Source organism: Pseudomonas lurida, assembly GCF_002563895.1.
Classification (GTDB): domain Bacteria; phylum Pseudomonadota; class Gammaproteobacteria; order Pseudomonadales; family Pseudomonadaceae; genus Aquipseudomonas; species Aquipseudomonas lurida.
The window spans coordinates 889,823-905,038 of the sequence record NZ_PDJB01000001.1; the positions used below are offsets into that span (position 1 = coordinate 889,823).

Here is a 15,216-nt window from a genome sequence, read left to right on the forward strand (position 1 = left end):
ACGTCAGCGTGCAAGGCGGTGCAATCCCACGAACACCACGGCCCACAGCAGCGCCAACGCGATCATTGTGGGGGCGAAGCCGAAACCAAACTGCACCCCCGCCAATTGGCTGCCGGCATAGTAGGAAAGCGGGCCGCCCAGGGCGCCCAGCACGGCTGCACGCCACCATGGGCGGGCGCTCCAGGCCAGGCAATGGCGCAATGTGGTCGCCAGCAATGCCCATAGCAGGATCAACCAGAAAGGAATCAACGGGCCTGGTTCAGCGAACTCGAATACTCCCAGTGCGCGCAACACGGTATCCAACAGCGTGCCCACGACGGTCACGCTGAGGATGAGCTTCCCGTCTTCGGCCCACGAACTTATCCACAGCAGGTGAATGGCAAGCACCGCCAGCCCGACCAGCAACCATAGGCTGTCACCGCCAAGCACGCAGGCAAACCAGCCGCACTGAAAGAGCGCGGCATTAGCCAGGGACTTAAGCACTGAAGCGCCCGAGCAGCGGCGGGTTGATCGCCGACGGTTTGGCCAGCAGCAGTTGCGCCGTGCCGATCGTGCGCTCCATAAACCCGCCTTCGCAGTAGCACAGGTAGAACTCCCACAGGCGCAGGAAATATTCGTCGTAGCCCAATTCTGCGAGGCGGCCGTGGGCACGGCGAAAATTCTCATGCCACAGGCGCAGGGTTCGCGCGTAGTGCAGACCGAAATCCTCCATGTGCAGCAGGTTCATATCGGTATCGCGGCTGACGATGTGCAGCATGTTCTGCACGCAGGGCAGGGCGCCGCCGGGGAAGATATAGCGCTGGATAAAATCCACGCTGCGCTTTGCCTGTTCAAAACGTTGCTCACGAATGGTGATGGCTTGCAGCAGCATCAGGCCGTCGCTCTTGAGCAAGTGCGCACATTGCTTGAAGTAGGTGGGCAGGAAGCGATGGCCCACTGCCTCGATCATCTCGATCGACACCAGCTTGTCGTACTGGCCGGTAAGGTCGCGGTAGTCCTGAAGCAACAGCGTTACCTGGTCTTGCAGCCCGAGGGCCGCGATGCGTTTCTCGGTGTAGGCGAACTGTTCCTTGGACAAGGTCGTGGTGGTGACCTTGCAACCGTAATGCTGCGCCGCATACAGCGCCATGCTGCCCCAGCCGGTGCCGATTTCCAGCAGGTGGTCGGTGGGCTTGAGGGCAAGTTTCTGGCAGATACGCTCCAGCTTGTTCAACTGTGCCTGTTCCAGGGTGTCGTCGGGGGACAGGAATTGCGCCGCCGAATACATCATGGTCGGGTCGAGGAATTCCTCGAACAGGTCATTGCCAAGGTCGTAGTGAGCGGCGATGTTCTTCTGCGAACCCTTGCGCGTGTTGCGATTGAGCCAGTGCAGGCCTTGGGTGAATGGCCGCGCCAAGCGCGCCAGGCCACCCTCCATCGCGTCGAGCACGTCCAGGTTGCTGACCATCACGCGCACGACGGCAGTCAGGTCCGGGCTGGTCCAGTAGCCGTGGATAAATGCCTCGCCGGCGCCGATGGAGCCGTTGGCCGCCACCAGGCCCCACACGGCAGAGTCGAGGATCTGGATCTCTCCGAGCAGGTGCGCTTCCCGCGCGCCGAATACTTGCCGCTCGCCCTCCTCCATCACCACCAACTGGCCATGGCGCAGCTGACTGAGTTGACGCAGTACGGCCTTGCGCAACAGCGCGGCAGTCATGCCGTTGACGTTCAGGCGGTTGCCCTTGACCGATAAGCTAGGGGATTTCATGGCGGCGATCCTTGGTATACCCGACTGCGGTGCGAGAGGCGCCTTCGGCGGCCTGGTGGGAGAAAATCGGTGTGCGTTTAAGCAAGAGGCGCATGGCCTGCCAGTAGATTGCGAGGCAGGTCTTGGCGGTCATCCACGGAAAGCGCCACAGGTAACGGTGCAGGCTGGCGCGGTTAAGCGTTTCTTTTTGCAGGCTGAGGGTCGCGTCGAAGACTTTTTGCGCGCCCTGCCAGTCAGCCATGTGCACGCCGAGCCTGGCGGCGGGCGGGCTGAAGCTCATGCGGTATTCCAGGTCGCGGGGTAGAAACGGCGACACATGGAAGGCCTTGGCCACGGCGAAGTGCTGATGCTCGTCCGTGCCCAAGGCCTGAGCCGGCAGCACATAGTGATAGCGCTCGCGCCATGGGGTGTTGGTCACTTCACACAGGATCGCAGCCAGACGTCCGTCAGACTCGAAGCAGTAGAAGAAACTCACGGGGTTAAAAGCCAGGCCCCAACTGCGGGCCTGGGTCAGTAGGCAGATAACGCCCTGGGGTGTACGCCCCAGCGCCTTGCCGACTTCCTGGCGCACGGCATCGCTCAAGCTCATGCCGGTGCGCGTCAATTGACGCAGGTAATCCTGCTGGCGAAAACCGAAGGGGGCCAGGCGGCTGCGTCCAGCCAGGGGGGACAGCCCAAGCACCTCCTGCTCTTCGCTCAGGTCCAGGTACAGCAAGCCGATGCGGTAGCGAAAGGCGTGGGCCTTGGGCGCAAACCGGCGATGCGCAATCCAGCCGCTGTACAGGGCGCTGTTCACAGGGTTTCCCCAAATGCCTGGGCCACGTGCAGGGCACTGACCACGCCGTCTTCGTGAAAGCCGTTGGCCCAGTAGGCGCCGCAATAATAAGTATTGCGCACGCCAGATATCTCGTCGCGACGGGCCTGCGCCGCTACCGCAGCCAGGCTGTACTGCGGGTGGGCATAGGTGTAGCGGGCAAGGATCTTCAGGGGGTTGATCATCTGCGTCTGGTTGAGGCTGACGCAGAACGTGGTGGCGCTGTCGATGCCTTGCAGGATGTTCATGTCATAGGTCACCGCCGCCTGCGTCTGCCGGTTGGCGGTCAGCCGGTAGTTCCAGCTGGCCCAGGCCAGTTTGCGCTCGGGTAACAGGCGAGTGTCGGTGTGCAGCACCACATCATTGTCGGCGTAGGGCAGTGCACCCAATATTTCCTGCTCGGCGTGGCTGGGGTCACCGAGCAATGCCAACGCCTGGTCGCTGTGGCAGGCAAACACCACTTTGTCGAAGGCTTCGGTGCCGGCGGCACTGTGGACAACCACGCCTTCTGCGTCGCGCTCGACCAGATGCACAGGGCAATCGAGGCGGATGCGTTCGCGAAAGCTGCGCGTCAGGGGTTCGATATAGCTGCTTGATCCGCCTTCGATCACACACCATTGCGGCCGGTTGTTCACCGAGAGCAACCCGTGGTTCTTGAAAAAACGCACAAAGAATTGCAGCGGAAACTTCAGCATGTCCACCAACGACATCGACCAGATCGCGGCCCCCATCGGCACGATGTAGTGCAGGATAAACCGCGGGCCATAACCACCGGCCTCAAGGTAGTCACCCAGGGTCATCTCGGCGCTGATGCGTTGCTCTTGCAGGTCCAGCGGTGCCTGGCGATTGAAGCGCAGGATGTCGCGCAGCATGCCCCAGAACCCGGGCGAGAGGATGTTGCGCCGCTGGGCGAACAGGCTGTTGAGGTTGTTGCCGTTGTACTCGAACCGGGTGTTCTCGTCGCACACCGAAAAGCTCATTTCAGTGGGTTTGAACTTCACCCCTATCTGCCCCAGCAGGCGGATGAAATGCGGGTAGGTCCAGTCGTTGAACACGATAAACCCGGTGTCTACCGCGTAGCTTTTACCCTCGACCGTCACGTTGACCGTGTGGGTATGCCCGCCGATGCGGTCGCCCGCTTCGAACAGCGTGATGTCATGGCGGCGACTGAGCAGGTAAGCACTGGTCAGGCCCGCGATGCCGCTACCGATGATGGCGATCTTCACAGTTCGTCCTTCTTCGGCGGTGGGCTGCGCAGCATGCGCTTGCCGATGATCAGTTGTGCGCGGTTAGGCAGTTTCGACAGCGGCCAGAGGGTGGCGATAAACAGCGCGGGAAAGGCAATTTCCAGCGGGCGCTTTTCCAGCTTGGCGAAGATATGGCGCGCGGCTTTGTCGGCGGGCCAGCTGAGCGGCATGGGGAAGTCATTGCGTTCGGTCAGCGGTGTGTCGACGAAGCCCGGGCTGATCACCGTCACGTCGATATTTTCCGGTGACAAGCCGATGCGCAGGGATTCGAACAGGTAACGCAAGCCTGCCTTGGAGGCGCCATAGGCTTCGGCGCGCGGCATGGGCAGGTAGGTCACGGCACTGGCGACGCCCACCAGGTGCGGCCTCACCCCGGCGCGCAACAGCGGCAGCGCGGCTTCGATGCAGTAACTGCTGGCGAGCAGGTTGGTGCGTACCACGTGCTCGATGATCGAGGAATCGAACTGCCGGGCGTCCACATATTCACAGGTGCCGGCATTCAGGATCACCGTGTCCAGCGAACCCCAGACCGTGGCGATATGCTCGCCGATCTCACGCACGGTCTGGCTGTTGGTCAGGTCGCCCGCCACCACTAACACCTGGCCGGGAAAACGTTGGGCGAGTGCTTCCAAAGGCCCTTGGGTGCGCGAACTCAGGGCCACCTGTGCGCCACTGTTGAGCAGCTCCAGGGCCAGTGCGGCGCCGATACCACTGCTGGCGCCAGTCAACCAATAACGGCGGGGCGGTGTCAGGCTCATCCCATTCTCCTTTTCAGCCAGCTAATGACCCTGCCCAGCACAGGCAAGTGTTCGTACAGCAGGGCGCCGGCATCGAAATAGTCGCGGTGGCGGTACACCTTGTCGCGCCACATCAAGTGCGAACAGCCTTCCACCCGGATCACCTTGCCGTTGGCCAGGCGCGGGTGGCAGAAACTCATTTTCCAGCGCAGGTAACCTTCGCCTTCGGCCACCTGATCGAACCCATGGAAGTCAAAGCGCAGCTGGCTGACGTTGCTGTACAACTCGGCGAAGTAGCGGTGCATGGCGGGCAAGCCATGGACTTCGTGCAGCGGGTCGGCGAAGGCGATGTCCTTGCTGTACAGGCTGTCGAGCAGGTGCAGGTTGTGCTTGTCCAGCGTGGCAAAGGCCTGGGCGAAGCGACGCAGGAAGTCACTCATATTCACCCCCGGCAGCCTGGCGCGAGGGCAGGCTGCGGAAAGCGGCCAAGGCCCGTTCGCGGGATTTCTTCAGGTCGACAATCGAGCGCGGGTAGTCGGCCACGCCGAACAGGCCCCCGGCGGCTTCGGGGTTGTGCACTTCCTTCTTGTTCAACGCAGCCAGTTCCGGCAGCCATTGCTTGATAAAGATGCCATCGCTGTCGAACTTCTCCGACTGGCTCAACGGGCTGAATATCCGGAAGTACGGCGCCGAGTCGGTGCCGGTGGACGAACTCCACTGCCAGCCGCCGTTGTTGGCCGCCAGGTCGCCGTCGATCAGGTGGCGCATGAAGAAGCGCTCGCCTTCGCGCCAGTCGATCAGCAGGTTTTTGGTCAGGAACATCGCCACGACCATGCGCAGGCGGTTATGCATCCAGCCGGTTTCCAGCAGTTGACGCATGGCGGCGTCGATAATCGGCAGGCCGGTACGCGCTTCCTGCCAGGCCGCGAGGTCCTTGGGCGCGTTGCGCCAGGCGACTGCTTCAGTCTCTGGACGGAACGCGCGATGCCGGGAGACCCGTGGGTAGCCCACCAGAATGTGCTTGTAGAACTCGCGCCACAGCAATTCGTTGATCCAGGTGATGGCGCCCATGTCGCCACTCTCAAACTCGCCGCCGTTGGTTTGCAGTGCGGCATGCAGGCATTGGCGCGGCGAAATCACACCCGCCGCGAGGTAGGCGGAGAGTTGGCTGGTGCCCGGCTTGGCGGGGAAGTCGCGCTCGTCCTTGTAATAGCTGATTTGCTGGTCGGCAAAGGCATCCAGGCGGCGGCGGGCTTCCTCCTCACCTGCCGGCCACAGGGCTCGCAGGGCGTCGGTGGGTGGTTCGAAGCCGTCGACGGTGGTGGGGATGGCGTCACTTTTCAGCGCGAGCGCGGCCTGAGCCTTGGGCGTGGCGACCAGGCGTGGCAGGGCGCTGTGCAACCGGGTGTAGCAGACCTTGCGAAACTGGCTGAACACCTGGAAATAAGTGCCGGTCTTGGTCAGTACGCTGCCGGGCTGGAAGAACAGCTGATCCAGGTAGCTGTGGAAGCTCACGCCTTGCGCCTCCAATGCCTTGGACACGGCTGCATCGCGACGGCTTTCGTGAAGACCGTATTCCTCATTGACGTGCACCGACTCCACCGACAGCTCGCGGCACAGTTGGCTCAATACGCCAGGCGCCTGGTCCCAAGTGGCGGCAGTGCGGATCAGCAGGGGAATGTTCAGCTCGCCCAGCGTTGTGCTCAGCACGTGCAAGTTGCGCAGCCAGAAATCCACTTTGCACGGGGCGTCGTCGTGTGCCAGCCACTGCTCGGGCGTGATCAGGTACACGGCCGCGATCGGGCCTCGCTGGCTCGCGGCGGCCAGGGCGGTGTTGTCGTGTAGGCGCAGGTCGGTGCGCAGCCAGATCAGATGCATTTAAACAAGTCCACGCTGGATCAGTAGCTGTTGGGCCGACAACGGCTCTTCAGCGCTGAACAATTCAGGGATTTCACGGGTTAATACGGCCAACTCGGCCTGGTGGATGCATACCGTTGGTCCGACGATCAACTTTGGGCAATGGATGCCGCTCAGAAGTTTGGCGAAGGTCGACAGGTGCAGGGCCTTGCTCGAATACAGCAGCACGGCGCGCGGTTGCAGGTGTTCCACTGCAAGGGCCAGTTCACCAGCGGGCAGTGGCCAGTCGAAGACTTCTACCGGGCAGTCGGCACTGCTGGCCAGCCAGGCGCTGAGCCATAAGTGCGGCTCCAGCGGCAGGTCGGATTGATTCACCAGCAACAACGGCGCGCCGTGCAACTGGCGGTTGTTGTGGTAGATGCGCGCACCGAATTTGCTGCGCAGCCAGGACAGGAAAAACACCCGCTCCATCTGTGCGCCGAATTGGCCCTGCCAGCGTTGTTCCAGCTCCTGCAGCAGTGGCAGCAGCAGTTGCTCGCACAGGGTGCGCGGCGGGTACAGCGCCATGGCCTGGTTGAAGGCATCGTCGACCCGGCGCTCGTTCAATTCGCTGATGGCCTGCACCAGGTTCTGGCGCAGGATGTGCCATTCATTTTCGACGGCATCGGGAACGGACTGGGCGGAGTCGATCAGGCCTTTGACCTGGCTGACCGGTACGCCACGATTGAGCCAGGTGAGGATGGTGTGGATACGTTGGACGTGCTCGTCGCTGAACAGCCGATGGCCCTTGGGCGTGCGGTGGGGCACGATCAGGCCGTAACGCCGCTCCCAGGCGCGCAGGGTCACAGCGTTGACACCGGTCTGGCGTGCCACTTCGCGAATCGGCAACCAGCCGTCTTCGAGGGCTTGGCCGATGTCTTCGCCGGGTTCGTCTAGCAAAACAGCTGTCATGGTTTAGATCGCATTTCGCAGGCTGAGGTTTTCCGGGTGCGGTTGCAGGTACGCCTGCTGCGCGATGTAGCGGTCCGGGTGTTGGCGAAAGTGGTGCTTGAGCAGGGTCATCGGCACCACCAACGGCACGATGCCGTGGCGGTACTGGCCGATGACGGTTTGCATTTCCTGCTTGTCGTCGGCGCTGATGGCCTGCTTGAGGTAGCCGCTGATGTGCTGCAGCACATTGGTGTGGGTGCCCCGGGTGGCGCACTTGGTCAGCCCGGTCATCAGTTCGCTGAAATAGCCGCTGGCCAATTCTTCCAGGTTGACGCCCTTGGTCATGCTGCCAAGCAGGTGGCCGAGACTTTTGTAGTGCGCAGGGCTGTGAGCCATCAACAAGTATTTGTAGCGCGAATGAAAGGCCAGCAGGCGGTGACGGGTCAGGCCGTCAGCCAACAGTTGCTGCCAGCTGGCATACACGAAGACGCGGGTCAGGAAGTTTTCACGCAGCACAGGGTCGTTCAGCCTGCCGTCTTCTTCCACCGGCAAGTTGGGGTGGCGTGCACAAAATGCCTTGGCATAAATGCCGCGTCCGCCACCGTCCACCGGGGTGCCGTTTTCGCGGTACACCTTGACCCGCTCCAGGCCACAGGACGGTGACTTCTGCATGAAGATGTAGCCGCACAGGTCGGTGTGTTCCGCCGCCATCTGCTGGCCGTAGTCGTCCAATGGCTGGGTGACGTTCAATTCGCGGTGCACGGTACCGACGGCTTGCGGGTGGGCAGGGTCACCCACGAGGCGAATCGGCTCGCGGGGGATGCCCAGGCCGATAGCAACTTCGGGACACAGCGGCACAAAGTCGAAATAATCGGCAAGGGTCTGGCTGCACAGCAGGGATTGTTTATGGCCGCCGTTGAAGCGCACATTCTCGCCCAGCAGGCAGGCGCTGATGGCGATCTTCGGTTTGGTGGTGCTGGACATACACGAACCCTCGCAAGATTCCTGTACAAGGCTCTAATCTTGTACAACTTAACCTCATCATAGGTTCGATGCTGTACAAGTCAAATTATTTGTACAAGTTTTGCGAGCGGGTTATTTCCAGCCGATTTTCCAGGCGTCGATATTTTGCAGGGTTTGCCACGGCAGGCGTTCGCTGCGGCGGGTCATCACGGCTTGCAGTTCGATTTCCAGCACGGTGCCTTCATCGTCAACAAACAGCTCGGTGACCAGGAAGTGCTTTTCCTTGTTGCGGGGGTGTGCTGCTGTCCACTTTGACAGCAGCAATTTGGCGGGGTTGATACGGTTCATTGCAGGTGTTCCATCAAGCGTCGTGCGGCTTCCTGGCCGCTGAGCCAAGCACCTTCCACGCGGCCCGACAGGCACCAGTCACCACACACGTACAGGCCCAGGTCGGCGTCGGCCAGCACGCCGAATTCGTGGCTGCTGGACGGTCGCGCATACAGCCAGCGATGTGCAAGGCTGAACGATGGGGCGGGCATAGCGCTGTGCAGCAGTTCGGCGAATGCGCCGTGCAGGTGCTCGATCACCGCCTCCTTGGGCAGGTCCAGGTGCGCCTTGCTCCAAGCGCTCGTGGCATGCAGCACCCAGGTGTCGAGGGTGGTGTCGCGCCCCGGTTTGCTGCGGTTGCGTGCCAGCCAGTCGAGAGGGCTGTCTTGTACAAAGCAGCCTTCCATGGGCGTATCCAGGGGTTTGTCAAAGGCCAGGGCGATCGCCCAGGTCGGGTCCATTTTTACCCCGGCGGCGGCACTCGCCAGCTTGGGCGCTGCAGCCAGTAGCGCAGTGGCCTGGGGCGCCGGGGTGGCGATGATCACATGGCTGAAAGGGCCGTGGTTTTCGCCGTCGGCATCCAACAGGTTCCAGTGTTGCTTGCCCTGGAACACTTCGGTGATGCGGCAACCGAATTCCACCGGCAGGTCATCGAGCAGGGCGCGGGTGATTGCGCTCATGCGCGGCGTGCCCACCCAGCGGATCTGTTCATCGGGAGACTGCGTGAGCTGGCCGGACTTGAAGTTGTAGAGCTGGGGCTTCCACTGCTCGGCCCAGCCATTGGTTTGCCAGCGCTGCACTTCGTTGACGAAGCGCCGGTCGCGGGCGGTGAAGTATTGTGCGCCCATGTCCAGGGAGCCGGCATCGCTGCGCTTGCTGGACATGCGGCCACCACTGCCGCGGCTTTTATCGAAGAGTTGCACGACGTGCCCCGCGTCTCGTAACGCTCGGGCGGCGGAGAGACCGGCGATGCCGGTGCCGATGATCGCGATGGGAACAGTCATGGGAGGCCTCGTTTTACCGTTGGGTACAGACTACGCCGACACCAATAGCTGTACAATATTGTTTTTTGGTATAAGTTTTGGCTGACCTGTTCTTACGGCGTGACCTATGGTTAGAGCAGAGGCTTAATCCAACGTCACGCCCGTTCAAATTGATCCCTGCTTATAAAATAGACCAGTGATGGGCGGCGAACGTTACATGAGGAAGATCCCATGCACATTTTGCTGACCGGCGGTACTGGCCTGATCGGCCGTCAACTCTGCCAGCACTGGCTCGCCCAGGGCCATCGCCTGACGGTGTGGAGTCGACATCCAGACCAGGTTGCCCGGCGATGCGGCGAGCAGGTGGCAGGTGTTGCCAGCCTGCAAGAGGTTATCGGCCCCGTCGACGCGGTCATTAACCTCGCCGGCGCGCCGATTGCCGACCGTCCGTGGACCCACAAGCGCAAGGCATTGTTGTGGAGCAGCCGCATCAGCCTGACCGAAACCCTGCTGGCATGGCTTGAAACCCTTGCGCAAAAACCAGCGGTGCTCATTTCAGGTTCGGCGGTCGGGTGGTACGGCGACGGTGGCGAGCGTGAGTTGACCGAAGCCAGCGGCCCGGTGCAAGACGATTTCCCCAGCCAGCTGTGCATCGCCTGGGAAGAAACCGCCCAGCGCGCCGAAGCCCTGGGCATTCGCGTGGTGCTGGTGCGTACCGGGCTGGTGCTGGCGGCGCAGGGCGGCTTTTTGTCGCGCCTGCTGCTGCCGTTCAAGCTGGCGCTGGGCGGGCCGATCGGCAATGGTCGGCAGTGGATGCCGTGGGTGCATATCAAGGATCAAATCGCCCTGATTGATTTTCTTCTGCACAAGCCTGACGCCAGCGGTCCTTATAATGCGTGTGCGCCACACCCGGTACGCAATCGCGAGTTTGCGAAAACCCTGGGCCAGGTGCTGCACCGCCCGGCGTTCATGCCGATGCCGGCCTTTGCGTTGAAGGTCGGCCTGGGCGAGTTGTCCGGCCTGCTGCTGGGTGGGCAGAAGGCGGTGCCCGAACGGTTGCTGGCCGCTGGTTTCACTTTCCAGTTCACTGAGTTGCGTGCGGCCCTGGACGACTTGTCCAGCCGCCTCTAGAGATAGGATGTTGCATGACGGATCACGCGTTGTTACTGGTCAACCTGGGCTCACCGGCGTCCACTTCGGTGGCCGATGTGCGCAGCTACCTCAATCAGTTCCTGATGGACCCCTATGTGATCGACCTGCCGTGGCCGGTGCGACGCTTGCTGGTGTCGCTGATCCTGATCAAGCGTCCCGAGCAGTCGGCCCATGCCTACGCCTCCATCTGGTGGGACGAGGGTTCGCCGCTGGTGGTGCTCAGTCGCCGCCTGCAACAGCAGATGACCGCGCAGTGGACTCAAGGCCCGGTGGAGTTGGCGATGCGCTACGGTGAGCCGTCCATTGAAACGGTGCTGACCCGCCTTGCCGCCCAGGGCATCCGTAAAGTCACCTTGGCGCCGCTGTACCCGCAGTTCGCCGACAGCACCGTGACCACGGTGATTGAGGAGGCAAAGCGTGTGGTGCGCGACAAAAAGCTCGATGTGCAGTTCTCCATCCTGCAACCGTTCTACGACCAGCCAGAATACCTCGATGCTCTGGTAGCAAGCGCGCGGCCTTACGTGGAGCAGGATTACGACCACTTGCTGCTGAGCTTCCACGGTTTGCCTGAGCGCCACCTGACCAAGCTCGATCCCACCGGCCAGCATTGCTTCAAGGATGCCGACTGTTGCAAGAACGCGTCCGCCGAGGTGCTCAAGACCTGCTATCGCGCGCAATGCTTCAGTGTCGCCCGTGACTTCGCCGCGCGCATGGGCTTGCCGGAGGGCAAGTGGTCGGTGGCCTTCCAGTCGCGTCTGGGCCGCGCGAAGTGGATCGAACCCTACACCGAGGCGCGCCTGGAGGCGTTGGCCCAGCAAGGCGTGAAGAAGCTGCTCGTGATGTGCCCGGCGTTTGTCGCCGATTGCATCGAGACGTTGGAAGAAATTGGCGATCGCGGCCTGGAGCAGTTCCGCGAGGCGGGCGGCGAGGAGTTGGTGCTGGTGCCGTGCCTGAATGATGACCCGCAATGGGCGAAGGCGCTTAATACCTTATGTGAAAGAGCGCCAATGGCGCTGTAATTGGACCCGAGTGAAGATCGAACGGTGGGAGCAGGCAAGCCTGCTCCCACCGTTTTTACCGCGTTACAGGTTGAGGGTCAGGCTGACCGTAAGGTTGCGCGGCTCACCGGGGGTGATCCAATAGTTGCTGTAGGAGCGCTCGTAGTACCGCTCATCAAACAGGTTGTTGAGGTTCAGCCCCACGGTGACGTTCTCCGTGGCCTTGTAATGGGCCAGCAGATCGACCGTGTGGTATGCCGGCAACTCGAAACCCGTGCCGGCTTCACCGGAGCGATCACCGACATAGGTGAACGCTGCACCCAGGTCCGAGCCGCGTAACGCGCCGTCCTGGAATTCATACACCCCCAACAGACTGCCGCTGCGCTTGGCGACGCCGAGAATCCGGCTGCCGGTGGGAATGGTTTTATCGCCCTTGGTCACTTCGGCGTCGATGTAGGCAAACGCGCCAATCACCCTCACGGCATCGCTGACTTGCCCGCTCACTTGCAGGTCCAGGCCCTGGCTACGTGCCTTGCCCATGGCGCGGTTGGTATTGGTGGCCGGGTCCAGCGCAAGCACGTTTTCCTTTTCGATATGGAACGCGGCGAGGGTGGCGCTGAGGCGGTCGTCAAACAGCTCGCTCTTGATCCCCACTTCATAGCCCACACCGTCTTCGGGCTTGAAGGATTTGCCGTCGGCATCCAGGCCACTGTTGGGCTTGAACGAAGTAGAGGCGTTGGCGAACACCCCGACTTGCGGCGTGAGCTGATAGAGCAGGCCGGCACGCTGGGTAAAGGCGTCGTGGGTTTGCCGGCTCTTGGCGTGGTTGCGTGTGAAGTCATCGGTGCTCTGCTCGAAATGCTCGAAGCGCGCACCGACCATACCGCGCAGGCGGTCGGTGAAGATGATCTGGTCCTGCAGGTTCAGCGCATGGCTTTTGGTCTGTTCGAAGACGTCGGTGCCGGAGCGTTCGCCGTTGGGCTTTGGCTGGCCGTAGACCGGGTTGTAGATGTCGATGGCATAGGGGCTGCCAGCGACAGCGGTCACGCGTTCCTTCTTGCGGTAGTCCTCGTACTCGGTGCCCACCAGCAGTTCATGCTGCCAGCGGCCACTGTCGAGCAGCCCCCGGAGCTCCAGCTGGGTGATGCTGTCGTGCCAACCTGTGGAACGTTCACGATAGCGGCGGTTGAGGGTGTGGCCGTTGGCATTCAGTGCACGGTTTTCCGAGGCGTCGCCCCACAGGCTGCCTTGCTTGTAGTGGCTGGCCAGGCGCAGTTTCCAGGCATCGTTGAGGTGATGCTCAAGGGTGGCCTGGATACGGTTGTTATGGTTGTCGATATCACCGTCGTTGGGTTCCCCGAGGAAGGTGGAGCGTGATACGCCGCTGGCGTCGACGATGCCGCGGTCGAAGGTGGAGCTGTGGCGCACAAATTCGCTTTCCACCAACAGGGTGGTGTCCGGGTCCAGTTGCCAGCTGAACGAGGGCGCGACTAATACTCGCTTGCTCTGCACGTGATCGCGGAAGCTGTGGTTGTCTTCCACCGCCAGGTTGACCCGCGACAGCACGTTGCCATCACTGTCCAGCGGGGTGTTGAGGTCAAGGGCAGTGCGGTAGCGATCCCAGCGGCCCGCGCTGGTTTGCAGGGTGGCAAAGGCTTCTGGCTGGGGCTTCTTGGTGACGATATTCACCGTGCCGCCGGGATCGCCACGGCCGTACAGGCTGGCGGCGGGGCCCTTGAGCACTTCGATGCGTTCGATGTTCGCCGTGTCCGGTGTGCTCGGGTAACCACGGTTGGCGCTGAAGCCATCCTGATAGAGCTCCGACGTGGTGAAGCCGCGCACGCTGTATTCGTAGAGGGTGAGGCCACCAAAATTGTTCTGCCTGGACACACCGCCAGCAAACTCGAGGGCGCGTTCCACGTTGGTGCTGCCCAGGTCCTTGAGCACCGTAGCGGGAATCACGCTGATGGACTGTGGGATATCGCGCAGGGCGGTGTCGGTTTTGGTCGCACTGGCGGAACGCGTGGCGCGGTAGCCCATGACCGGGCTGGTGGCGGACTCATAGGCGTCGGTGGTGACGCTGATGGTGTCGAGCTCCAGGGTGTTTTCTTCGGCGAAGGCGGGATCAAGCAGCAAGCCCAAGGCCAGGCCAGCCAAGGGGGCGGTTCTTCGAGACGGCATGATAGAGCGTTCCAATATCGATATTGAAACAATATAACATGACTAATGAGAATGGATTGCTTTGAAATATTGGGTTACAGGTGCCCGCGTACGGGCACCTCGATCAAGCGCTTATTCCTCTTCCTTGACCGGCGCAGGCGGAGGGCGTAGTCCGATTTCCGCCAGCAGCTTGATCTCTTTACCGTTGCGCATGACCTGGATCGCGACCTTGTCGGTCGGTTTGATCCGCGCCACCTGGTTCATCGACTTGCGGCCATCTCCGGCCGGTTCGCCGTTGATGCTGAGGATCACATCCCCCAGTTGCAGGCCGGCTTTCTGTGCCGGGCCGTCGCGGAAGATCCCGGCGACCACGATGCCAGGCCGACCGGTCAAGCCAAAGGACTCGGCCAGCTCCTTGGTCAACGGTTGCACTTCGATCCCCAGCCAGCCGCGAATCACCTGGCCGTGCTCGATGATCGACTTCATCACTTCCATCGCCAGCTTCACCGGGATGGCAAAACCAATACCCTGGGAGCCGCCGGACTTGGAGAAAATCGCCGTGTTGATACCGGTCAGGTTGCCATTGGCATCCACCAGCGCACCGCCGGAGTTGCCCGGGTTGATCGCCGCATCGGTCTGGATGAAATCCTCGTAGCTGTTGAGGCCCAACTGGTTACGCCCGGTGGCGCTGATGATGCCCATGGTCACGGTCTGCCCTACGCCGAACGGGTTGCCGATGGCCAATGCCACGTCGCCCACGCGCAAACCGTCGGAGCGGCCGAGGGTGATCGAAGGCAGGCTCTTGAGGTCGATCTTAAGGACCGCGAGGTCGGTCTCCGGGTCGCTACCCACCACGCGAGCCAGGGTTTCGCGGCCGTCACGCAGGGCCACCACGATCTGGTCGGCACCGGTGGTCACGTGGTTGTTGGTGAGGATGTAGCCTTCTGGGCTCATGATCACCCCGGATCCGAGGCTGGACTCCATGCGGCGCTGCTTGGGGCCGTTGTCACCGAAGTAGCGGCGAAACTGTGGGTCCTCAAACAGCGGATGGGCCGGTTTGTTGATGACCTTGGTGGTATACAGGTTGACGACCGCCGGGGCGGCAATGGTGACCGCGTCGGCATAGGTCACCGGGCCTTGCACCACCGCGTTGCTCTGCGGTGCCTGCTGCAGGTTGACATCAAGGCTGGGAAGCCCCACCAGCTCGGGGAAACGCTGAATAATCAACATCGCGATCAGCACGCCAGCCAACAATGGCCATCCAAAAAAACGCAGCGCCTTGAGCATCAAGTAAGTCCTGA

Annotated in this window: 15 protein-coding genes; 2 read left to right on the top strand and 13 right to left on the bottom strand. The window is 61.8% G+C overall.

Going from position 1 to position 15,216, the window contains the following annotated elements; translation table 11 throughout:
- Positions 1-3: 3 nt before the first annotated feature.
- The 11 genes from ATH90_RS03940 to ATH90_RS03990 form a co-directional block, all read right to left on the bottom strand.
- The gene (locus ATH90_RS03940; RefSeq protein WP_034102022.1) at positions 4-483 is read right to left on the bottom strand and encodes a DUF2878 domain-containing protein; all 480 of its coding nucleotides are present in this window, start codon (positions 481-483) and stop codon (positions 4-6) included.
- Positions 476-1,747: an SAM-dependent methyltransferase gene (locus ATH90_RS03945; RefSeq protein WP_034102024.1), complete on the bottom strand. Its 1,272-nt coding sequence runs from the start codon at positions 1,745-1,747 to the stop codon at positions 476-478. The genes ATH90_RS03940 and ATH90_RS03945 overlap by 8 nt, the downstream gene beginning before the upstream one ends.
- A complete protein-coding gene (locus ATH90_RS03950) occupies positions 1,734-2,543 on the bottom strand; it encodes a DUF1365 domain-containing protein (RefSeq protein WP_098465750.1) in 810 nt (269 codons plus the stop codon). Before ATH90_RS03950 ends, ATH90_RS03945 begins: the two co-directional genes overlap by 14 nt.
- A complete protein-coding gene (locus ATH90_RS03955) occupies positions 2,540-3,787 on the bottom strand; it encodes an NAD(P)/FAD-dependent oxidoreductase (RefSeq protein ID WP_098465751.1) in 1,248 nt (415 codons plus the stop codon). The genes ATH90_RS03950 and ATH90_RS03955 overlap by 4 nt, the downstream gene beginning before the upstream one ends.
- Positions 3,784-4,566 (bottom strand): SDR family NAD(P)-dependent oxidoreductase, encoded by a 783-nt coding sequence (locus ATH90_RS03960; protein ID WP_098465752.1) that lies wholly within the window; start codon positions 4,564-4,566, stop codon positions 3,784-3,786. Before ATH90_RS03960 ends, ATH90_RS03955 begins: the two co-directional genes overlap by 4 nt.
- Entirely contained in the window at positions 4,563-4,985 is a 423-nt protein-coding gene (locus ATH90_RS03965; protein ID WP_034102032.1) for a nuclear transport factor 2 family protein, read from the bottom strand. Before ATH90_RS03965 ends, ATH90_RS03960 begins: the two co-directional genes overlap by 4 nt.
- Positions 4,978-6,423, bottom strand: coding sequence for a deoxyribodipyrimidine photo-lyase (gene phrB / locus ATH90_RS03970; protein WP_098465753.1), 1,446 nt, complete (start codon positions 6,421-6,423; stop codon positions 4,978-4,980). Before phrB ends, ATH90_RS03965 begins: the two co-directional genes overlap by 8 nt.
- The gene (locus ATH90_RS03975; RefSeq protein ID WP_034102035.1) at positions 6,424-7,353 is read right to left on the bottom strand and encodes a MerR family transcriptional regulator; all 930 of its coding nucleotides are present in this window, start codon (positions 7,351-7,353) and stop codon (positions 6,424-6,426) included. It abuts the gene before it with no gap.
- Between the two features lie 3 nt (positions 7,354-7,356).
- Positions 7,357-8,316 (bottom strand): YbgA family protein, encoded by a 960-nt coding sequence (locus ATH90_RS03980; protein ID WP_034102036.1) that lies wholly within the window; start codon positions 8,314-8,316, stop codon positions 7,357-7,359.
- 111 nt (positions 8,317-8,427) lie between these two features.
- Entirely contained in the window at positions 8,428-8,643 is a 216-nt protein-coding gene (locus tag ATH90_RS03985; protein WP_034102037.1) for a TIGR02450 family Trp-rich protein, read from the bottom strand.
- Positions 8,640-9,626: an NAD(P)/FAD-dependent oxidoreductase gene (locus tag ATH90_RS03990; RefSeq protein ID WP_069021585.1), complete on the bottom strand. Its 987-nt coding sequence runs from the start codon at positions 9,624-9,626 to the stop codon at positions 8,640-8,642. The genes ATH90_RS03985 and ATH90_RS03990 overlap by 4 nt, the downstream gene beginning before the upstream one ends.
- Positions 9,627-9,836: 210 nt before the next feature.
- Here ATH90_RS03990 and ATH90_RS03995 point away from each other — a divergent pair, with 210 nt between their 5' ends.
- Complete coding sequence (locus ATH90_RS03995; RefSeq protein ID WP_098465754.1) at positions 9,837-10,736, top strand: TIGR01777 family oxidoreductase; 900 nt, start codon at positions 9,837-9,839, stop codon at positions 10,734-10,736.
- Between the two features lie 14 nt (positions 10,737-10,750).
- A complete protein-coding gene (gene hemH / locus ATH90_RS04000; protein WP_069021581.1) occupies positions 10,751-11,776 on the top strand; it encodes a ferrochelatase in 1,026 nt (341 codons plus the stop codon).
- 63 nt (positions 11,777-11,839) lie between these two features.
- Here the strand turns inward: hemH and ATH90_RS04005 are convergent, their stop codons facing one another.
- Positions 11,840-13,936 carry a TonB-dependent siderophore receptor gene (locus ATH90_RS04005; RefSeq protein ID WP_098465755.1) on the bottom strand — a complete coding sequence of 699 codons (2,097 nt, stop codon included), beginning with the start codon at positions 13,934-13,936 and terminating at the stop codon, positions 11,840-11,842.
- A 111-nt stretch (positions 13,937-14,047) separates the two neighbouring features.
- On the bottom strand, positions 14,048-15,202 hold the full coding sequence (gene algW, locus ATH90_RS04010) for a Do family serine endopeptidase AlgW (protein ID WP_034102043.1): 1,155 nt from the start codon (positions 15,200-15,202) through the stop codon (positions 14,048-14,050).
- Positions 15,203-15,216: the final 14 nt, after the last annotated feature.